Raw genomic sequence first — 18,672 nt, 5'->3', positions numbered from 1 at the left:
GGGAAGTGACAGCGATGAAAGCTTATTTTGTAGATGCATTTACTGATCAACTGTTTAAAGGAAATCCGGCTGCAGTTTGTATTGTGGACCAATTTCCAAGTTCTGAAATGATGCAAAATATCGCACTTGAGAATAATTTATCAGAAACTGCCTTTGCGGTTCGAACGAGCGGCTCCTGTGATTTACGTTGGTTTACGCCAGGTGGTGAAATTGATTTGTGTGGTCACGCAACACTGGCCACTGCATTTGTGCTCGCTCATTACTACGAACCTAAAGCAGACAAGTTCCGTTTTAACACCAAGAGTGGTCCGTTGACGGTAACGAAACAAGATGACATGTATGAATTAGATTTGCCATCCTACGACCTCAAACAAGTTGATGTCACAGAAGATATGGAAGCTGCGCTTGGAATTCGTCCAACGGAAGCTTATCTGGGACGCGATTTGGTATGTGTGTTGGAAAACGAAACGCAAGTCAGAGAATTAGCACCTAATTTAGCAGGAGTACAAAAGTTAGACGGGTTAATTGTGAACGTGACGGCACCAGGCGTAGACTACGATAGCGTGTCACGGTCATTTGCACCCAAACTAGGTATCGACGAGGATCCAGTATGCGGCAGTGGCCATTGCCACATCGTGCCATACTGGGCCAAACGATTGCACAAAAGTAATATTTTAGCATTCCAGGCCTCCAAAAGAAGCGGCGTGTTGTATTGCCATTATGATGGTAAAAGAACAAGACTAAGCGGCCACGCAGTATTGTACGCGGTAGCGGATTTGAATGTATAAATATCAGAGTGAAAAAAAAGGGCGCATAGATTTCGCGCATACTACGTTATCCAAAAAAACTAACTGCTAAAGCAGTAAGTTCTAATGGCAGCCTAGTAAAGGGAATGATACGAACTATGTATCGTTCCCTTTACGTAGCTAAGCGGAGAAAAACTGCCTTTTTTTCACGTTTCGGCAATAAAAAAGTAACGTGGAAAAAACTAATCAGGAACAAATAGCCTTGCGATCAATCTAACCTCCAGAATCCACTGGTAAAAAGCATTTTCCGCGATTATTAATCAGTGGATTTATTTGTGAAAAACAGCACGAATAGTTAACGCCCTAATCAAATGATCCATCCACGGTATTCAAGGGATAAAGGCTGCTTCTCCGAGTCTTTTTAGTTGACTTAGGAACCGCTTTCATTTAAGCTCGTACCGCAAAGCGGAGTCATTTATTTGATGTCACTAGCAGATCAAAAAGAGGAGGCTTATCATGAAAATTGGTATCCCAAAGGAAATTAAGAACCAAGAAGATCGCGTTGGAATGACCCCAGATGGTGTTCGTAGTTTAGTTGCGGGTGGCAACGATGTTATTGTGCAGCAAGGTGCTGGAATTGGCTCCGGATTTACAGACCAAGACTATATTGATGCTGGTGCAAAGATCGATGATGTAACAGCGGCATGGAACAACGAAATGGTGATTAAGGTTAAGGAACCGATTGCCGAAGAATATCAATATTTTAAAGCAAATATGTTGATTTATACCTATTTACATTTAGCACCAGATGAGAAACTAACTCAAGCACTGCTCGATAGCAAGGTGACGGGAATTGCCTATGAAACCATGGTGGCACCGGATAATTCACTGCCATTATTAGTGCCAATGAGTCAGGTCGCAGGAAAGGTTTCGGTTCAAGCTGGCGCAGAATTCTTACAAAAAAATAAGGGTGGTAAGGGGCTATTGCTTGGTGGTGTCCCCGGCATTCGTCGTGGCCAAGTGACTGTAATCGGCGGAGGCACTGTTGGTCAAAATGCCGCTGAAATCGCGGTTGGTTTTGGTGCAGATGTTACGCTGCTTGATATCAATGCTGCTAAGCTTGAGGCCATCGACCAACGATTCAATGGTCGTGTGACTACGTTGATTTCCACTCCGACAAACATTGCTGACAGTGTTAAACGATCAGATCTAGTGATTGGTGCTGTATTAATTCCTGGCGCCAAGGCACCAAAACTAGTTAGCGAAGAGATGATTGCGTCAATGGAGCCGGGTTCAGTAGTCGTTGATATTCCAATCGACCAGGGTGGAATGTTTGCCACAACTGATCATGCGACGACACATGACGATCCAGTTTTCGTCAAGCATGGAGTGGTTCACTATGCGGTGGCTAATATTCCTGGGGCGGTGCCGAAGACCTCGACCACTGCACTAGCTAGTGCGACTGTTCGTTATGCGATTGAAATTGCTAAAAATGGACTTGAAGCGGCTGCTAAAAAGGACAACATGATCTTAACTGGAATTAACACGTATCAGGGGCATTTGATTAATAAGGCAGTGGCTGAGAGTCAAAATAAAACCGCGACCGAATTAGCCAGCTTAATTTAAACGTGGTGTTGGCAGCAGACAGGAAGGATGTGAGAGCATGGATCCAGCTGATCAACCAAAGGAGAGGCAACTTGAACGAGGTCTGAAAAACCGACATGTTCAACTAATTGCGATCGGTGGCACGATTGGAACGGGTCTGTTTTTAGGGGCCGGTCAATCAATTCATATGGCGGGGCCGGCAATTATTTTTAGTTATATTGTGACCGGCTTAATGTGTTTTTTGCTCATGCGAGCGCTCGGAGAATTACTGTTATCTGATTTATCGTTACATTCGTTTGTTGATTTCGTCAAAGTTTACCTGGGTCGTCCAATGGGGTTTGTGACCGGTTGGACCTACTGGATTTGTTGGATCACGATTGCGATGGCTGAAATAACCGCAATCGGCGTTTATATTCGTTTTTGGTGGCCACAGATTCCACAGTGGCTCCCCGGATTTGTGGCTTTGATTTTACTGTTGGCTGTTAATCTGATTGCCGTTTCAGTCTTTGGTGAATTTGAATTTTGGTTTGCGCTAATCAAAGTGGTGGCGATTATCGGATTAATCATAATTGGTGTAGTGATGCTGTTATTTAGCTATCACACACCAACTGGTACGGCTAGCTTAGGTAATTTAGTTAATTTTGGTGGACTATTTCCGAAGGGCTTCGGTGGAATTGTCGATTCGCTGCAAATGGTTGTGTTTTCATTCATTGGGATTGAAATGGTCGGATTGACTTTTTCAGAAACAAGCAATCCCACCAAAGTGCTGCCCAAGGCGATCAATGAAATTCCGATTAGAATTATTATATTCTACGTGGGTGCGCTCTTTATTATTATGAGTATCTATCCGTGGAATAAATTGCCCGCCAACGAAAGCCCCTTTGTTCAAGTGTTCAATAATGTTGGAGTGCCGTTTGCGGCAAGCATTGTTAACTTTGTGGTGATCACCGCAGCCGCATCTGCCTGTAATAGCTCGCTGTATACCACTGGACGTATGCTTTATGGCTTAACTTGGAATAGTAAATCTGGCCTTGGTCGGCAACTGAACAAGCTATCGAGTCATAAAGTGCCAGCAGCATCATTAACGTTTTCTACGATTATTATTGCTGTGTCTGTGGCGCTTAATTATTTTATACCAGATCAAGTCTTCGTACTGGTCTCTAGTACTGCCACAACGGCATTTCTGTTTATCTGGGGGACGATTATTGTTGCCCATATTAAATATCGCCGGTCTGGTAAAAACCCGGTTAGTTTTAAGTTACCGCTATTTCCAATTAGTGATTATCTCGTATTGATTTTTCTGGTGTTAGTATTGGCAGCGATGTGTTTAGAAAAGACGACGCTGATTACGATTGTCTTGGCGCTGGTGTGGTTTGCTGTGATGTTTTTAGTGGGGTATTTTGCGGATAAACGCGAGGTAGCAACGAAAAAAGAGTGACGAATAATTTATATAATGAAATGCAAAGAGCTAGATCAGTTTGTAGATCTGGCTCTTCTTTTTGTGTTTTTGATTGATGAAACGTGTTCGTGCGGCCAGATGTCTAAGTACAAACTAGCAATGCCAATCAATAAATCAAAAACCGATTTATTAATCGCCATTGCTAGCTTGTCCTACGACATCTAGACGGCCTGCTCGCACTCTGGTTGAAACGTGTTCGTGCGGCCAGATGTCTAGGGACAAGTCAAAAATTGCCATCAATAAATCAAAAAGCGATTTATCAATGACAATTTCTGTCTTGTCCTACGACATCTAAGCGGCCTGCTCGCACTCTGGTTTGCTTCACACTTCGTTAAATTATAATCCCATCACAATGGTCCACCTCGTGTTGGATGATTTGGGCGATCCAGCCCTTGAATGCCTGGCGTTGTTTGTTGAAATTTTGATTTTCGTACGTTACTTCGATATTTTCGTAACGAGTTGTGTGACGTTGTCCCGTCAGTGAGAGGCAACCTTCTTTGGTTTGATAAGCATTACTTTTACTGGTAATTACTGGGTTAATCATAATCACTGGTAACAGTCTAATTTGGCAAATAATAATTCGTTTGTTAACACCAATCATGTTGGCAGCCATGCCGACACAGTTATCTTGGTGGGCTACTAGTGTATCGATCAGATCTCTAACGGTTAGCATGTCATCCTTGGTGGCACGCTCGGCGGGGATAGCTAGAAAGTTTTTATCCTGGTTGATTGGTTTAATCATTCTTGATTCCTCAGTTTAGGTGTAAATAGTTTTGTGTTGGTACTGAAAATAATATGAGCTCATCCCCTTTATTATAGCATATTAGCATTGTTGATAATGCGACTTTTATAAAATAGTTCGTGTTTTTAAACTAATTTTACTTAACAAAGTTGCTGTAGTCATGTTTGTGAAGAAAACACGAACGAAATAAGAAAAATAGTCTTTAATTGTATTGATTTTATGAAAATTAAGTGGTTATAATAAGACATCAAATAATTTTGGAGGCTAGTTCATGAACAAGAAAGCAGTCGTGGTTCTTTCAACAGTTTTATTGTTAGTTGGTGGGGTATTAACAGGTTGTGGTAGTAGCAGTGCTACCAAAAAAAGCTCGCACACTGCGGCATTAGTCACTGATGGTGGTGGAATTGATGATAAATCATTCAACCAATCAGCATGGGAAGGCTTAACTAAATGGGGCAAAAGTCATAATTTGACTAAAGGTGTCAATGGTTATAACTACGCTCAGTCTAATTCAAATGCAGACTTTACACCAAATATTAACAAGTTGATTAAGGCCAAGTACAAAACTATTTTTGGTATTGGTTACAAGTTAGATAATGCAATTAGCGAAGCTGCCAAAGATAATCCAAAAGTTAACTTTGCGATTATTGATTCAGTGGTTAAGAATCGTAAAAACGTTGCATCAGTTACTTTCAAAACTGAACAGTCTTCATTTCTAGCTGGTGTTGCAGCCGCTGAAACAACTAAGACAAACAAAGTTGGATTTGTTGGTGGTGTGAAGAGTTCGTTAATTCAAACGTTCCAATCAGGATTCGAACAAGGAGTTAAGGCAGTTAACCCGAACATTAAGGTGGACGTTAAATACGCCGGTTCATTCTCCAAAGCCGATGTAGGGCAATCACTCGCCACGGCAATGTATAACAACGGCGAAGATGTCATCTATCACGCATCTGGTGCAACTGGTGCCGGAGTTTTCACCGCTGCCAAGAACGCATCTAAGAGTGGGAATAAAGTGTGGGTCATCGGTGTTGACCAAGACCAAAAAGCCGATGGTAAGTATTCTGGTGGTAACGTCACGTTAGCTTCATCAGTTAAGGAAGTTGGTACTGCCGTACAAGACCTATCCAATGATGCCATGAAGAACAAATTCCCTGGTGGCAAAACTATTTCCTATGATTTGAAGAATAATGGTGTGTCATTAGTGAATGACAATATGTCTAAATCAGCTTGGAAAGCCGTCCAAAGTTATCAAAAGAAGATCGAAAATGGCTCAATTAAAGTATCAGCAGAATAACAATTAAATTGCAGTAATGGGTGGGGAGAGTGCTGCAGCCCCACCTTTTTACATATTAATAACGAGGTAAATTATGACTGAAGTAGTAAAAATGAATCATATTACCAAACAATTTGGCGCATTTAAAGCCAATGATGATATTTCGTTGACCTTACACAGTGGTGAAATACTAGCCCTACTTGGCGAAAACGGTGCCGGTAAATCAACTATTATGAATGTTTTATCAGGATTGTTGCAGCCTACTAGCGGCACGATTGAAATTAACGGCGTGACTACTAAACTAACTGGACCACGGCAAGCCAAACAAATAGGGATTGGCATGGTGCACCAGCATTTTATGCTGATTCCGGCGTTCACGGTATTGGAAAATATTATTTTAGGGGATGAACCCACCAAGCTTGGACGAATTGATTACCAACAGGCGCGTTCGACCATTCAAGCGTTGATTGAAAAATACCAATTGAATTTAGATTTGAATGCTAAGGTCGAAAATATCTCAGTTGGAATGCAACAACGCGTGGAAATTGTGAAGGCCTTGTACCGACAAGCTACTGTCTTAATTTTTGACGAACCCACCGCAGCGCTGACGCCCCAAGAAATTGAAGAGATTATTCTTATTTTTAAGCAATTGGCCAAAGAGGGTAAGGCACTGATTTTTATTACCCACAAACTTGCTGAGATCAAGCAGATTGCGGATAACTGTATCGTTATTCGTGCTGGCAAAGTGATCAAAAAATTACCCGTTGAAAATGTTTCAGAAAATGAATTAGCTGAACTAATGGTCGGTCATCCTATGAATGGTCAATTAACACGAGAGTCAATTAAAGAGAGCAAGCCGGTTCTGGAAGTTAGTGAACTCACGGTTAAACACCAGCAGCAAATCAAAGTGAAAGGCCTTAATCTAACCGTCAATGCCGGCGAAATTGTCGGCATCGCGGGCGTGGATGGCAATGGGCAAACGGAATTAATTGATGCTATTTCTGGATTAATCAAGATTCAGGCTGGCAGCATTAAAATCGCCGGGCGCGACGTAACTCGTCAATCACCGCGAAAGGTGAACGAAAGTGGTCTGGGTGTTATTCCAGAAGACCGCCAGAATGTCGGTTTGATTTTACCATTAACATTGGCGGAAAATTTGGTGTTAAAAACGTACTATCAGCCTCAATTCAATCGCCACGGTTTACTCGACTACGGCAAAATTAACCAACGGGCGGGCGAGTTAATTAAAAATTTCGATATCCGATCGCAATCCGAAAAAGAAACTGCCGGAGAATTGTCCGGTGGTAATCAACAAAAAGTAATCATTGCCCGTGAATTAGCAGATCACCCACAAGTCTTAATTGCGGCTAATCCCACCCGGGGTGTGGACGTCGGCGCAATTGAATACATTCAACAACAACTAATGGATGAACGAAATCATGGTTGTGGCATTTTACTGGTCAGCTTCGAATTGGATGAAATTTTGAAATTATCCGATCGGGTCCTTGTGATGCATCGTGGTGAAATTGTGGGTGAAATTGATCCCAAAACGACGAATAGCCAGGAACTAGGCTTATTAATGGCTGGCAAGCGCCAAACAGTTGGAGGCAAGTAAATGGTAAAACAAAAATATTCAGGTTTGCTCATATCGCTATGTGCTGTGCTGGCAGGTTTGATTGTAGGTGGCATCGTGATGCTGGTGTTCGGGTATGCCCCGTTGCAAAATTATGGCAACTTATTTAATGGTGCGTTTGGCGACATTTATTCAATTGGTGAAACGTTGCGCGGTGCGGCGCCATTAATGTTGACCGGACTCGGTTTTTCGATTGCTAGTCGAGCCGGTTTTTTCAACATTGGTGGTTCTGGCCAATATCTAGTGGGTTGGTTTGGTTCAATTGCGTTTGCCCTTAAATTTTCCTTTCTGCCAGGTTGGTTATTAATTATTGGCTCGTTGGTAGTTGGTGCTTTATTAGGTGGTATTTGGTCATGGATCGCTGGTTTTTTGCGGGCCTATTTTGGGACCAGCGAAGTGATTACCACGATTATGTTGAATTATATTTCGCTTTATTTTGTCAATTTTGCGGTTAAACAGTGGTTCGCTGCTAAGGGTGCCGATGCTTCTTCTAACATTGCAGCCAAAGCTAGCTTACGGACGCCGCTATTGGAAAAATCAACTGATAATTCTACGTTCAACTGGGGCTTTTTCATTGCATTAATTTTAATTATTTTAATGTGGGTGTACATGACTAAAACTAAATCCGGTTTTGAGATTAATTCGGTTGGTTTAAACCCACAGGCATGCAAGTATGCCGGCATCAATACGAAAAAAACAATTATGATTGCGATGCTATTATCTGGTGTGCTAGCTGGTTTGGCCGGTTGCGTTGATGGGTTAGGCAATTATCAAAATATCTCAGTTTCCAATAGTTTGCCGAACATCGGGTTTGATGGCATGGCGGTGGCATTGTTGGCAAATGAACATCCAATTGGCATTATCTTTGCTTCCATTTTATTCTCCGGTTTACAAATCGGGGGACTAAGTATTTCAGTCTACTCAACCACCCCAACAGAAATTGTCGATATTGTAATCGCCTCAATTATCTTCTTTGTTGGCATTCGTTATTTATTTGAGCGACTGCTGGGATCGATGTTCGCCAAGAAAGGAGTGAATAATTAATGGGAACAACAATGATTTTAATGACCGTTTTTTCGACGACGTTAATTTATGCAGCTCCATTAATTTTTACGGCTATTGGCGGTGCCTTTTCCGAACATAGTGGGATCATTAATGTGGGTTTGGAAGGGATTATGATCGTTGGTGCATTTAGTGCCACAGTCTTTAATTTGGCGTTTGTATCAGTTTTTGGTAGCGCAACTCCGTGGTTGTCGCTGCTCGTGGGTGGAGTTGTTGGCATTGTTTTCACGTTGCTGCATGCAGTAGCCACGATCACGCTGCGAGCCAACCACATTATTAGTGGGACTGTTTTGAATTTATTGGCACCGGCACTTTGTGTGTTTTTAACCAGAATTTTTTATCATGGCAATGGGCAGACACCAATTATTGACCAGAGTATTGGTAATTTTACCTTCCCGTGGTTAACTAAAATACCGCTACTGGGTGCGATTTTATTTACCAAAACTTCATTGGTGGCTTATTTAGCGGTCATTGTTGGTGGTGCCAGCTGGTACTTACTCTATAAAACAAATATTGGTTTACGCCTTCGTTCGGTTGGTGAAAATCCAGCTGCAGCTGATACGTTAGGGATTAATGTTAATTGGTATCGGTATTTAGGCGTGCTAATATCAGGCCTATTAGGTGGGATTGGTGGAGCGGTGATGTCACAATCAATTACGTTAAACTTTAGTGTTTCCACCATTTCAGGCCAAGGGTTCATGTCGCTTGCCGCGATGATTTTTGGTAAATGGCACCCAATGGGAGCAACCGGAGCAGCGATCTTCTTTGGCTTAGCGCAGAGTCTACCAATTGTCAGTGGATATATTCCAGGTCTAAAGAATATTAATGACGTCTGGTTCCAGATTGCACCATACGTAATTACGATCGTGGTACTGGTAATCTTCCTAGGCAAGGCAGTGGCGCCAGCAGCAGATGGAGTGAACTATATCAAGAGTGAGAAATAGGGCGCCAAGGTTCTGAGCATAGCCTAGCATAGGGAATGATACGATTTTTGTATCGTTCCCTATGCGTAGCTAAGCGCAAAAACCTGCCCTATTTCTCACGTTTCGGCAATAAAAAAGGCAGGTACTTGTACAAAGCTAAACACACCTACCTAACAGTTATCAGTAAAATTAAAATTAAAATTAAAATTAAAAAAGCGATTGACGGAAAAATGTTTTCCTCAATCGCTTTTTTACATTTGATCGGATTCAATTGGGCGCCACTTGCTAGTTCATCAATTTGGGTGAAAAATGCATCCTTATCAACACTAGTAACCAAAGTGATTGGCCGCCCGGTTGGAGTAATAAATGTTCGCCCGGCACCAGGTCCCTCGACCAAGACATCACTAGTAACCTTTTTCGATGTGACGATATCAGGATAGTGACTGGAGACGGTTGTTAACACATCCCACAGATAATAAGTTGAGTTAGCTTCATAAGATAACACGAGCGCATAACCTTGACCGATGAGGTCGACTGCAGGGAAACGACGTAGGCTTGCCCAGTGATCTCGTAATTTTTTGGTCAATGGTACTTGGTCGGTACTTTCTAAACCGACCATTTGAATGTCGATATCAGAATCCCAGACAGTTTTGACAGCTTCAGGATCCCAGTAGGCGTTCCACTCCATCGTACCATCCTGCTCGGGCTCAGCAACATTCCCCTGATTATTCATGGTGCCGCCCATCCAAAATAGTCTGTCAATTTTTTTGGTAATAGTCGGATCCACTGCCAGTGCGCGGGCTAAATCGGTTAGAGGACCGGTCATTACTAAAGTGGTTAATCCAGCTGTATTTTGTAACTTTTCAATCATATCTAAGTGGGCAGGCTGCTTAGCCAATTTTGTTTCAATTTTTGATTGTTCGTTTAACATTGGGAAATTATTGAAGGAAAACGATGATAAGCGCCATTCCTTGGGAAATTGATTAACAGCTCGTGAATTAGAGGCAGCGACTTCTAAATTAGTTTGCTGACCAAAACGATCGATGATTTTACGCGATGCCTCAACTGCCGGTTGGAGATATGAATCGGCACCAACTGCACTGACGCCGATAAGATTAACATCAGGCATCTGTAGCAGCAGTAGGGAAACTAAATCATCAACATTACCATCGTGATTAAAATAAATATTTTGCAAAATAAGCTCCTCCTATGATTGAATTAACCTAAGTTTACGATAAAATTCGGTTTTAGTCCAATAAATTAATATTGATTGTCATTAATGGGTTATATTTTTACTTAAAAACGAACTTTAAATCAGAATAGTATTGACATTGATAGTGTTAGTATTGTCGCGTTAAATTGAGATTACGTGCTGCTAACTGACAACATGATTTGATTAAATTAGAAAATATTTAATAGATTAAAATACCCATGATACCAGTCAAAATTGCAATAGATTTAGAATGATTATAAACTGCATCTGTGTTAAAATATGATTGTGAGAACGAAAATATAATACTTGTCCGAACTGATTTATTTGGAGGTACGATCGATGAAACACGTGTGGAAATTAATCGCCACGCTATTAATAGGCGTAATTGCTCTGATGATCGAGTTTATGTGGGGGCAGCCAATGGTGGCTCAGTCTTTGGTGACGGTGGCCGGCGCGGCGGTGTCACTTTCAATGGTGATTGAAATGATTAAAACGTTGCGGTCAGGCAAATTTGGTGTCGACCTATTGGCGATCATGGCGATTGTGGCAACACTGGCGGTGAGCGAGTATTGGGCCAGCTTGATGGTATTAGTAATGTTGACAGGTGGCGATACACTAGAGGATTATGCCGCGCAAAAAGCTGGGCAGGAATTAAAATCATTATTGGATCATTCGCCACAAATGGCACACCTGATCAGTGCAACTAAGTTAGTTGAGATTACGGCAGCTCAAGTTAAAGTTGGCGATTCATTATTAGTTAAGCCGGGAGAACAAGTTCCAGTTGACAGTCAAGTGCTTACAGGGGATACAACCATTGATGAATCGTCGTTGACTGGAGAGTCACGGCCGGTTGATAAAGCGCCTGGCGATGAATTGATGTCAGGTTCGATTAATGGTGACCAGGCAATTACAGTTAAAGCGCTCAGTACAGCGGCAAATAGCCAGTATCAAGCAATTATTAAACTAGTTCAAATGTCTGCGAATCAGCCGGCTCACTTTGTTCGAATGGCTGATCGATATGCAGTGCCGTTTACCATTATTTCACTACTAATTGCTGTGGTGGCGTGGTTAATTTCTGGTGATCCAGTGCGGCTGGCAGAGGTATTAGTGGTTGCGTCACCATGTCCGTTAATTTTAGCGGCGCCAATTGCGCTTGTTTCGGGGATGAGTCGTGCCAGCAAAAATGGAATTATTGTTAAAACTGGCACTACGATTGAAAAATTAGCGTTGGCCAAGTCAATTGCGTTCGACAAAACGGGGACATTAACCAAAGGCAAACTAGAAGTAGGTAAGATTGTGCCGCAGCCATCATTTACTGCAGCCCAATTGCTGCATTTTGCTGCTAGCGCGGAACAACAATCCGGCCATGTATTGGCTCGTTCATTAGTGGCATATGTAGGGGATGACCAGCTAAGTTCGGTGACGGAGTTAAAAGAGGTCACCGCGCAAGGGATCGAAGCTCAAATTGACCAGCGGCATGTGCAGGTTGGTAAAGCCAAGTTTGTGACTGACAGCCAAATTGAAGAAACTGACAAAACAGCAGTTTATATCAGCATCGATCACCAATATGCTGGCTATATTACATTCTTAGATCAAGTTAGACCAGAGGCAAAGCAAACGATTGCGACATTACGAACACTTGGATTACAGCACGCAATCATGTTGACCGGCGATCATGCAACGATTGCTAAATCAATTGCAGCGGATCTGAATTTGGATGAAGTCCACGGCAGTCTGTTGCCTGAAAATAAAGTGGCATTGTTAAAGGCAGTTCCAGCACAAAGTCGACCAGTAATCATGGTTGGCGATGGCGTCAACGATGCACCATCACTAACTGCTGCCGATGTCGGAATTGCAATGGGTGAGCACGGAGCCACCGCCGCGAGTGAATCCGCAGATGCGGTTATTTTGAAAGATGATTTACACCAAGTTGCCCATGCAGTCAAAATCAGTCAAGACACAATGAAAATTGCACGTAACGATGTGTTGACTGGAATTGTGATTTTGGTCATTTTAATGTTAGTAGCAGCGACAGGCGTGATTCCAGCGCTACTAGGGGCAATTTTCCAAGAAGCAGTAGATACGATCACGATATTGTTGGCACTAAGAGCAAGAGTGGACAAATAAGGCGTTTAGGTTCTGAGCATAGTTGAACTTATCCAATGATTGCACGGTTTATGCATCGTTGGTTAAGTTGGACTAGGCGCAGGAACCTGCCTTATTTTCCACGTTTAATCAACATAAATAAAAAAACAAAAAAGTAGTCAGGGGATATCCCCTGACTACTTTGGTTTGCCAATTATTCCTAATGCCCACTACTAATTTTAATTCCCACAATACTGACAACTAATAAAATCACAAACACCCATGTCATCAATGACAACTGTTCTTTAAACAATAAAACGCCAATTAAAACCGAACCAACGGCGCCAATGCCAGTCCATACAGGATAAGCCAAACTAAGTGACAAAATTTTGGTGGCTCGTGCTAGGAAAAAGAAACTGAGAATCATCCCAACAACGGTGGCAATTGAAAAGCCAATATGTGAAAAACCATTACTTAATTTCATGGCGGTGGCCCATACCACTTCGAATAAACCGGCAATTACTAAATAAACCCAAGACATAATTTTCCTCCTAAAAAATAGCACTTACTAACTTCTACGTGACCTAAAGAAGTTAGTAAGTGCTGCACCCGGTGGTGTTATTTATTTATCTCAATACGAAAAGTATACACAAGACCAGTTAATTAGTAAATCGATGCGGGTTAATTCTTTAATTTGGCTGAAGTAAGCACCCTAATTAAAATTGCAATTTGAATGATGCTGAGTACTAATAGAAAAATAAAGGCGTGTTGTGAACCGACTGCGGTAGCAATGCCGTATTTAGTGTGTGCCGCCGCCTGGCTTTGTGAAATAATGGCTGCCACAATCGAAGTTCCCATTGCACCAGCAAACTGTTGTAAGGTGTTCAAAATGGCATTACCATCGGACTGTTGGTTGGCGCGCAACTGTTTCAAGCCACTCGTCATGATATTACCAAACGACAATCCGGCACCAGTCATCAGTAAAATGTAAATTGCCACCAACATGGCATTGGCTAACTCAAGGCTGAACCAGCTAAACAAAATCAGTGAGATTAGTGTGAATGACGTACCAAGTAAGATGGGGATCTTAGCGCCGAAACGGTCCAAAATACGACCACTGAATGGCGCAAAAATAGCGCCAATCATTGCTCCTGGTAAAACGACCAGGCCAGCCACCGTGGCAGTATTGCCATTTACCAGCTGAATATAGTTAGGCACAATGAATGACAGCCCCAGCGAAATTAGTTGGAAAATAAAGAAACTCACGGCATGGCCACTGAAGTACATGTTTTTAAAAACTTGTAAGTCAATAATGGGGGCATCAATGTGATTAGAGCGCATAATTAATGCAATCAAACCGAAAAGGCCAACTAAAAAAGCAAGAATAACTAATAAGTTCAAATTGGCCATATTACTGAAACCTAAAATGATGCCAGAAAACATTAAAATAATGAATAGGAGACTGAGCAAGTCCAGTTTGAATGGTTGCGTCATACTTTTTTGTTGAATGGTGAGGAGCCCTAAGATAAGTGACACCAGCAAAATTGGTAGCAATAAAATAAATATATAACGCCAATTTAAATTAGTTGCCACAATTCCACCAAATGTTGGTCCAATTGCTGGTGCTATGGCTGTGATTAGGGTACCAATTCCCATCATCATTCCAATTTTCGCTAGTGGTACTTGTTCCAAAATAATATTAAACATTAGTGGTAATGCAATCCCAGTTCCCAGTCCTTGCACCAATCGTCCCAAAAGTAATAGCGGGAAGACGGGGGCAAAAATATCGATTATTACACCACTAATAAAAAGTAGATTTGCGGCTAGAAATAGTTGTTTTGTTTTGAAGGAACGTTTCAAAATTGCTGAAAGTGGCACCATAATGGCCACCACCAGTAGATAAATTGTCGTCATCCATTGCACAGTAGCGGTGCTGACGTTAAACTGTTTCATCAACGTTGGAAATGAAACGTTCATAGCGGTTTCCACGATGACACCGCAAAATGACATTAAGCCTGTGGCGATGACCGCACAGATGACCTTGCTTGAAATAGTTTGATTGGTTTTCATTATTCGCCTCCTTGATTAGCGTTGAGATAGTAGTTGAGCATAGTTTCGAACGCTGCCACCTCGGGTACTGAGAATTTGGTTGTTAGAGCGCGCTGCTGTTGGTCCATATAGGCAGTGATGGCGCTAACTAGTTTGTTATTACTTTTCGTCAGGTGGACCGTTTTTTGGCGGGCGTCCGTGGTTGAAGCTGACCTGAATAATAATTGTTTTCGTTCCATCCGTTGCAGCAGCACCGTTGCAGTCGAACGACGAATATTGAATTCTAGTTCAATATCTTTTTGTGTTACTTCAGTGTTTGGATGTCGGCTTAAAAAGTCGATAATCGACATTTGTGTCCCAGTCAAATTAAATTGAGCGGCAAATTGATCGAACTTTTTGGTTAGTTGATTTGCAGCCATTTTTAATAGGCGACCCGTATTTTTAGTCATGTTGATTCTCCTTTTGTTAGTCAGCTAACAATGTTAACGCAATTGTGATGATTGGTCAAATGGTGTTGTATTTTTTGATGCTACTGGTAGATTGAGGGCGGTTGTTTTATAATGAATATCGTTATTTTACTTTTCGGATGTTTTCGGATTATCAGGGGTTGTTATGCTCCGACTTTTCCCCGTGTTTTTTGCACTCTGGTCGAAACGTGTTCACAACCACAGAAACTTCCGTATAACCATAAAAATACCAACATGATTCAAAGTACGAATCATATTGATATTTTTACCGTTATACTCCAGTTTCTACGCGTGGTTTTTCACACTTTAGACGTGTTCACAACCACAGAAGTTTGCACATAACCATAAAAATATCAACATGATTCAAAGTGCGAATCATATTGATATTTTTACCGTTATGCTCCGACTTCTACGCGTGGTTTTTCACACTTTATTTTTTAGAAAAGAGCTGATATCTAATTACTACTAAATCACATCAAATGGCGCGCTGGCGCAAGAATATGTATGCTCTGTGGATCGGTAACTTTGCTACCGGGGCCGGCGCTAGTATGAGTCTTTCGTTTTTGCCACTATTTATTACTACAATGGGTAATTTTCCCAAAGCTGAATTGACATTTTATTCTGGACTTGCCTTTTCGATTACCTTTCTGAGCCAAGCAATCGTGTCCCCGCTCTGGGGTCGTTTAGCCGATCAAACTGGGCGTAAACCGATGCTGATGCGTGCAAGTATTGGGATGACAATCACCGCTACTTTGTCTGGTTTGTCACCTAATGTTTGGACTTTAATTGCGTTGCGTCTCATTCAAGGTGCTTTTTCAGGTTATATTAATAATGCCTACGCCCTGATTGCCAGTGAGGTACCACAAACACAAAGTGGCCAAGCAATGGGGATGCTAACTACTGGTAGTGTTGGCGGACAATTGGTGGGACCAATTATTGGTGGCTTCATTGCCGGTCTTTTTGGTTATCGCATTCCATTTTTTATCTTTGGTGCGTTGATGTTCATGGCGACCTTGGTAACTTATTTTGGAGTGGTAGAAAACTTTACACCATTCAAACGACAAGATAAAAGTTCCCACACCAGTGCCTTTGCTGGAGTTAAAAACATCCATATTGTGTGGGCGATGATTATTTCTTCAATGCTAATTCAGGCTGCTACCAACTCAATTAACCCAATTATCAGTTTATTTGTTAAACAGTTGATGCATAGTCATGGGAATGTGGCAATGGTGAGCGGTGTGATTGCAGCATTGCCAGGAATTGCGACGCTGATGACAGCACCCAAACTGGGCTCAGTTGGTGATCAAATTGGTCCAAAACGAGTTTTAATCGGTGGCTTAATTCTATCGGGAGCGGTCTTTTTACCAATGTTTCTGACAACGACAATTTTGATGCTAGGGATATTACGATTTTTCGTTGGAATTTCTGATGCTGCATTGTTGCCAGTGACTCAATCGGTGATGACGCGCAATACACCTAACGAAGCTATTAGTCGGATCTTTAGTTATAATCAGTCGTTTCAGGCAATTGGTTCGGTAATTGGTCCAATGTTAGCTTCTGGTGTAGCTGGTATTTTGGATTATCGGTATGTTTTTTTGATGACTACTGTGTTGGTCATTATTAATTTGATTGTTGTGTTGCGGGCTTATCGATTGGATCGGGTGGAGCGGTAAGCCGTACGTAACCACAGAAATATGTGGCTAACAATAAAATGAGTGATGCGTTTTAAAGCGCATTACTCATTTTTTTCGTTATGATTTCGTTTTTTTATCAGCTGTTGTTTGTGCTGTTGTCGAAACGTGTTCGCAACCACAGAAATCGGAGCATAACCATAAAAACATCAACACGATTCAAAGTGCGAACCGTATTAATGTTTTTACCGTTATGCTCCGACTGCTACCCATGGTTGTTCGCACTCTAATCGATTTGCTTGTATCTCCCTCATAAACACGTTAAGCTGAGATTATAGTTAATGTTGCAGTCAGCCTTGAAAACTGGAAGGAGCCAATTTTAATGAGCGAAATTCAATTTCCACAGACCCAAGCACATTTGAATCAGTTAATTGCCGATTTAAGCCAAATTCAGGTGAACGTTCAGCAGGTGCATTGGTACATGCGCGGACCAGAATTCTTTAAATTGCACCCGAAAATGGACGAGTTTAATGATCAATTTGCCGAACAACTCGATGAAGTGGCAGAACGATTAATTGCCTTAGGTGGCAAACCTTACGCCACAACCCATGAGTTTATTGAGCACACAAAGTTGCCAGACGAAATCGTTGAGTGGGGCCAATACAAATTACCAGATTTTATGCAAAATTTGGATTATCAATTCAAATATTTACGAGACCAATATCAACTCGGGATTGAAATCACAGATGGGGAACAGGATTTTCCAACTCAGGATATGCTGAATGGATTTAAGGCCGAAATGGATAAATTAATTTGGATGGTTAGTGCCTTTCTTGATAAGTCACCGCTAGACCAATAATAAATGCAAAATGTCCTGTAAACTTACAGGGCATTTTTTATTATTTACATCTAATGTGGTGCATTGTAGATATTTAATATAATGACACCACACAAAATCAAACCAACTCCGATTAAACCAGCGAGGTGGATCGGTTCTTTCCAGTAAAACACAGCAATCAAGGTTGTTAAAATAAGCCCTAATCCAGCCCATAATGCGTAAGCAACATTTAAATTAATACTTTTCATCGTCAGTGATAAAAAATAAAAACATAAACCGTATGAGGCCAACGATCCCAACGTTGGTAGTAAATGTGTGAAGCCCACTGAGGCTTTTAACAAGCTTGTGCCAACGACTTCACCGATAATTGCTAATCCTAAAAATAAATATCCCATGCCAAGACCATCCTCTTTATTATTCGAGAAAATTATAGCACAAATTTATAGGTTGCTATTGAAGGCGCTTTCTTTGTACAATGAAAGCAACAAGATGAAATGAGGACAGGTCGATGAGTGAAGAACGAATATTAATTTTGGTTAAACCAGATGGCGTGATGTTGGGACATATTGGAGAAGTTATTACACGGTTAGAGCGCAAGGGATACAGCATTGATGCATTGAAAGTTACTACGGCTGATGCCGATAAATTACGCCGGCACTACGCTGATTTGTTGGAAAAACCATTTTTCCCTGAAATTGAAGCTTATATGTATGAAGGTCCAATTGTGGCAATGATCGCGACTGGAACTAATATTATCAGTGTGTTTCGACGAATGGCAGGGGCTACTAATCCATCAGAAGCTGATTTTGGAACATTACGAGGTGACTTTGGTCGTGAATGGCCGGATGGCTTAATTCGTAATGTGGTTCACAGCTCGGATAGCGTCGATAATGCTGAAAAGGAAATTAAAATTTGGTTCCCTGAATTAAGCTAATAATGGAGGACG

The 18,672-nt window shown here is 41.6% G+C and carries 17 protein-coding genes; 11 read left to right on the top strand and 6 right to left on the bottom strand.

Annotated elements, in window-relative coordinates; genetic code table 11:
* Positions 1 to 14: 14 nt before the first annotated feature.
* From WDC_RS00200 to WDC_RS00190, 3 genes are all read left to right on the top strand, one after another.
* Positions 15 to 788, top strand: coding sequence for a PhzF family phenazine biosynthesis protein (locus WDC_RS00200; protein ID WP_044009796.1), 774 nt, complete (start codon positions 15 to 17; stop codon positions 786 to 788).
* Positions 789 to 1,262: 474 nt separating this feature from the next.
* On the top strand, positions 1,263 to 2,372 hold the full coding sequence (gene ald / locus WDC_RS00195; RefSeq protein WP_044009795.1) for an alanine dehydrogenase: 1,110 nt from the start codon (positions 1,263 to 1,265) through the stop codon (positions 2,370 to 2,372).
* A gap of 37 nt (positions 2,373 to 2,409) precedes the next feature.
* A complete protein-coding gene (locus tag WDC_RS00190; protein ID WP_044009794.1) occupies positions 2,410 to 3,789 on the top strand; it encodes an amino acid permease in 1,380 nt (459 codons plus the stop codon).
* Between the two features lie 352 nt (positions 3,790 to 4,141).
* On the opposite strand, the gene WDC_RS00185 is transcribed toward WDC_RS00190, so the two are convergent.
* On the bottom strand, positions 4,142 to 4,552 hold the full coding sequence (locus tag WDC_RS00185; RefSeq protein WP_044009793.1) for a peptide deformylase: 411 nt from the start codon (positions 4,550 to 4,552) through the stop codon (positions 4,142 to 4,144).
* A 271-nt stretch (positions 4,553 to 4,823) separates the two neighbouring features.
* Here WDC_RS00185 and WDC_RS00180 point away from each other — a divergent pair, with 271 nt between their 5' ends.
* The 4 genes from WDC_RS00180 (at position 4,824) to WDC_RS00165 (ending at position 9,464) form a co-directional block, all read left to right on the top strand.
* Positions 4,824 to 5,846: a BMP family lipoprotein gene (locus tag WDC_RS00180; protein ID WP_044009792.1), complete on the top strand. Its 1,023-nt coding sequence runs from the start codon at positions 4,824 to 4,826 to the stop codon at positions 5,844 to 5,846.
* Positions 5,847 to 5,919: 73 nt separating this feature from the next.
* Positions 5,920 to 7,440, top strand: coding sequence for an ABC transporter ATP-binding protein (locus WDC_RS00175; RefSeq protein WP_044009791.1), 1,521 nt, complete (start codon positions 5,920 to 5,922; stop codon positions 7,438 to 7,440).
* On the top strand, positions 7,441 to 8,502 hold the full coding sequence (locus WDC_RS00170) for an ABC transporter permease (protein ID WP_044009790.1): 1,062 nt from the start codon (positions 7,441 to 7,443) through the stop codon (positions 8,500 to 8,502).
* Complete coding sequence (locus WDC_RS00165; protein WP_044009789.1) at positions 8,502 to 9,464, top strand: ABC transporter permease; 963 nt, start codon at positions 8,502 to 8,504, stop codon at positions 9,462 to 9,464. The genes WDC_RS00170 and WDC_RS00165 overlap by 1 nt, the downstream gene beginning before the upstream one ends.
* Positions 9,465 to 9,609: 145 nt before the next feature.
* Here the strand turns inward: WDC_RS00165 and WDC_RS00160 are convergent, their stop codons facing one another.
* A complete protein-coding gene (locus WDC_RS00160) occupies positions 9,610 to 10,638 on the bottom strand; it encodes a nucleoside hydrolase (RefSeq protein WP_082040870.1) in 1,029 nt (342 codons plus the stop codon).
* A gap of 357 nt (positions 10,639 to 10,995) precedes the next feature.
* Between WDC_RS00160 and WDC_RS00155 the strand changes: the two genes are divergently transcribed.
* Positions 10,996 to 12,783 carry a heavy metal translocating P-type ATPase gene (locus WDC_RS00155; RefSeq protein WP_044009788.1) on the top strand — a complete coding sequence of 596 codons (1,788 nt, stop codon included), beginning with the start codon at positions 10,996 to 10,998 and terminating at the stop codon, positions 12,781 to 12,783.
* A 178-nt stretch (positions 12,784 to 12,961) separates the two neighbouring features.
* Here WDC_RS00155 and WDC_RS00150 read toward each other — a convergent pair whose 3' ends face one another.
* From WDC_RS00150 to WDC_RS00140, 3 genes are all read right to left on the bottom strand, one after another.
* Complete coding sequence (locus WDC_RS00150; RefSeq protein WP_044009787.1) at positions 12,962 to 13,282, bottom strand: DMT family transporter; 321 nt, start codon at positions 13,280 to 13,282, stop codon at positions 12,962 to 12,964.
* 140 nt (positions 13,283 to 13,422) lie between these two features.
* A complete protein-coding gene (locus tag WDC_RS00145) occupies positions 13,423 to 14,811 on the bottom strand; it encodes an MFS transporter (protein ID WP_044009786.1) in 1,389 nt (462 codons plus the stop codon).
* A complete protein-coding gene (locus tag WDC_RS00140; protein ID WP_044009785.1) occupies positions 14,811 to 15,239 on the bottom strand; it encodes a MarR family winged helix-turn-helix transcriptional regulator in 429 nt (142 codons plus the stop codon). The genes WDC_RS00145 and WDC_RS00140 overlap by 1 nt, the downstream gene beginning before the upstream one ends.
* Before the next feature lie 518 nt (positions 15,240 to 15,757).
* Between WDC_RS00140 and WDC_RS00135 the strand changes: the two genes are divergently transcribed.
* Positions 15,758 to 16,930, top strand: a complete 1,173-nt coding sequence (locus WDC_RS00135) for an MFS transporter (protein WP_225349596.1) — start codon at positions 15,758 to 15,760, stop codon at positions 16,928 to 16,930.
* Between the two features lie 340 nt (positions 16,931 to 17,270).
* Complete coding sequence (locus WDC_RS00130) at positions 17,271 to 17,747, top strand: Dps family protein (RefSeq protein ID WP_044009783.1); 477 nt, start codon at positions 17,271 to 17,273, stop codon at positions 17,745 to 17,747.
* A 50-nt stretch (positions 17,748 to 17,797) separates the two neighbouring features.
* Here WDC_RS00130 and WDC_RS00125 read toward each other — a convergent pair whose 3' ends face one another.
* Positions 17,798 to 18,121, bottom strand: coding sequence for a DMT family transporter (locus WDC_RS00125; RefSeq protein WP_044009782.1), 324 nt, complete (start codon positions 18,119 to 18,121; stop codon positions 17,798 to 17,800).
* 113 nt (positions 18,122 to 18,234) lie between these two features.
* Here WDC_RS00125 and ndk point away from each other — a divergent pair, with 113 nt between their 5' ends.
* Complete coding sequence (gene ndk / locus WDC_RS00120; protein ID WP_044009781.1) at positions 18,235 to 18,660, top strand: nucleoside-diphosphate kinase; 426 nt, start codon at positions 18,235 to 18,237, stop codon at positions 18,658 to 18,660.
* Positions 18,661 to 18,672 lie beyond the last annotated feature (12 nt).

Origin of the sequence: Paucilactobacillus wasatchensis, assembly GCF_000876205.1 — a bacterium.
GTDB classification, from domain to species: Bacteria; Bacillota; Bacilli; order Lactobacillales; family Lactobacillaceae; genus Paucilactobacillus; species Paucilactobacillus wasatchensis.
Note: the sequence above shows the minus strand (reverse complement) of the source record. Positions and strands in the feature narration are given on the sequence as shown.

Excerpts from the sequence above, each read along its gene's own strand:
- WDC_RS00125 (WP_044009782.1), bottom strand. The coding sequence starts at position 18,121 with ATGGGATATTTATTTTTAGGATTAGCAATTATCGGTGAAGTCGTTGGC.
- ald (WP_044009795.1), top strand. The coding sequence starts at position 1,263 with ATGAAAATTGGTATCCCAAAGGAAATTAAGAACCAAGAAGATCGCGTT.
- WDC_RS00190 (WP_044009794.1), top strand. The coding sequence starts at position 2,410 with ATGGATCCAGCTGATCAACCAAAGGAGAGGCAACTTGAACGAGGTCTG.
- WDC_RS00145 (WP_044009786.1), bottom strand. The coding sequence starts at position 14,811 with ATGAAAACCAATCAAACTATTTCAAGCAAGGTCATCTGTGCGGTCATC.
- WDC_RS00180 (WP_044009792.1), top strand. The coding sequence starts at position 4,824 with ATGAACAAGAAAGCAGTCGTGGTTCTTTCAACAGTTTTATTGTTAGTT.
- WDC_RS00185 (WP_044009793.1), bottom strand. The coding sequence starts at position 4,552 with ATGATTAAACCAATCAACCAGGATAAAAACTTTCTAGCTATCCCCGCC.
- WDC_RS00130 (WP_044009783.1), top strand. The coding sequence starts at position 17,271 with ATGAGCGAAATTCAATTTCCACAGACCCAAGCACATTTGAATCAGTTA.
- WDC_RS00200 (WP_044009796.1), top strand. The coding sequence starts at position 15 with ATGAAAGCTTATTTTGTAGATGCATTTACTGATCAACTGTTTAAAGGA.
- ndk (WP_044009781.1), top strand. The coding sequence starts at position 18,235 with ATGAGTGAAGAACGAATATTAATTTTGGTTAAACCAGATGGCGTGATG.
- WDC_RS00170 (WP_044009790.1), top strand. The coding sequence starts at position 7,441 with ATGGTAAAACAAAAATATTCAGGTTTGCTCATATCGCTATGTGCTGTG.
- WDC_RS00135 (WP_225349596.1), top strand. The coding sequence starts at position 15,758 with ATGTATGCTCTGTGGATCGGTAACTTTGCTACCGGGGCCGGCGCTAGT.
- WDC_RS00155 (WP_044009788.1), top strand. The coding sequence starts at position 10,996 with ATGAAACACGTGTGGAAATTAATCGCCACGCTATTAATAGGCGTAATT.
- WDC_RS00140 (WP_044009785.1), bottom strand. The coding sequence starts at position 15,239 with ATGACTAAAAATACGGGTCGCCTATTAAAAATGGCTGCAAATCAACTA.
- WDC_RS00175 (WP_044009791.1), top strand. The coding sequence starts at position 5,920 with ATGACTGAAGTAGTAAAAATGAATCATATTACCAAACAATTTGGCGCA.
- WDC_RS00150 (WP_044009787.1), bottom strand. The coding sequence starts at position 13,282 with ATGTCTTGGGTTTATTTAGTAATTGCCGGTTTATTCGAAGTGGTATGG.
- WDC_RS00165 (WP_044009789.1), top strand. The coding sequence starts at position 8,502 with ATGGGAACAACAATGATTTTAATGACCGTTTTTTCGACGACGTTAATT.